The following is a 1,248-nucleotide window of genomic DNA, read 5'->3' on the forward strand; positions in this document are numbered from 1 at the left end:
GTCCTTCGCCACCTCGGCCGGGCTGCTGGCCTGGGCGGCCGGCGCGGGCGGCGCGCTGGGCGATCTGGATCTTTCCGAACCGCGATCGCCCGGCCTGCTGCGCCGCGTCATCGAATTCATACGCGACAGGGTATGATGAAATGATTCACAATACCCCCTGAAGCCAAACCCGCGAATCGGCACTCGCGATCCAACGACTCGTCCCGGGAGACGCCTATGACTTTGAATCTCTCCATCCCGCAGCAGAATCATTCCGACTTCACGCCGCGCATCACCGTGATCGGCGTGGGCGGCGGCGGGACGAATGCCGTCGACAACATGATCCAGTCCCAGCTCCAGGGCGTGGAATTCGTCGTCGCCAACACCGACGCGCAGCAATTGTCGCACAGCAAGGCCGATCGCCGCATCCAGCTCGGCCCGCACCTGACCCAAGGCCTCGGCGCCGGCGCCAAGCCCGAAATCGGCCGCGCGGCGGCCGAGGAAGCGGCCGACGAACTCGCCCGCCACCTCGACGGCGCGCACATGGTCTTCATCACCGCCGGCATGGGCGGCGGCACCGGCACCGGCGCCGCCCCGGTGATCGCGCGCATGGCGCGCGAACGCGGCATCCTGACGGTTGGCGTGGTCACCAAGCCCTTCACGTTCGAGGGCGGGCGCCGCTCCAAATCCGCCGAGACCGGCATCGCCGAGCTGCAGCAATATGTCGACACGCTGATCGTCATCCCCAACCAGAACCTGTTCCGCCTGGCGACCGAGCGCACCAGTTGGAAGGACGCGTTCAAGATGGCCGACAACGTCCTCTACATGGGCGTGCGCGGCGTGACCGACCTGATGATGGCGCCCGGCTTGGTCAATCTCGACTTCGCCGACATCCGCACCGTGATGGCCGAGATGGGCAAGGCGATGATGGGCACCGGCGAGGCCGAGGGCGACAACCGCGCCATCTCGGCGGCCGAGGACGCCATCTCCAACCCCCTGCTCGAAGATACCTCGATGGCCGGCGCGCGCGGCCTGCTGATCAACATCACGGGCGGCGAGGACATGACCTTGTACGAGGTCGACCAGGCCGCCAACCGCATCCGCGAGGAAGTGGCCGAGGACGCGAACATCATCTTCGGCTCGGCGATCGACGAATCGCTCAATGGCCGCATCCGCGTCTCGGTGGTCGCCACCGGCATCGACACGCCGCCGGTCCGCGCGTTCGACGCCGCCCCGGCCGACGCATTTCCGGCCGAGGCCGCCGAATCC

At 67.7% G+C, this 1,248-nt stretch carries 1 protein-coding gene; it reads left to right on the forward strand.

Annotation, left to right across the window (positions count from 1 at the left end; all coding sequences use genetic code 11):
* Positions 1-216: 216 nt before the first annotated feature.
* A partial coding sequence (ftsZ, locus tag HUK84_RS18960; RefSeq protein WP_176641606.1) for a cell division protein FtsZ occupies positions 217-1,248 on the forward strand: 1,032 nt, incomplete at its 3' end.

This window comes from Nguyenibacter vanlangensis, assembly GCF_013376155.1.
In the GTDB taxonomy this organism is placed as follows: Bacteria; Pseudomonadota; Alphaproteobacteria; order Acetobacterales; family Acetobacteraceae; genus Gluconacetobacter; species Gluconacetobacter vanlangensis.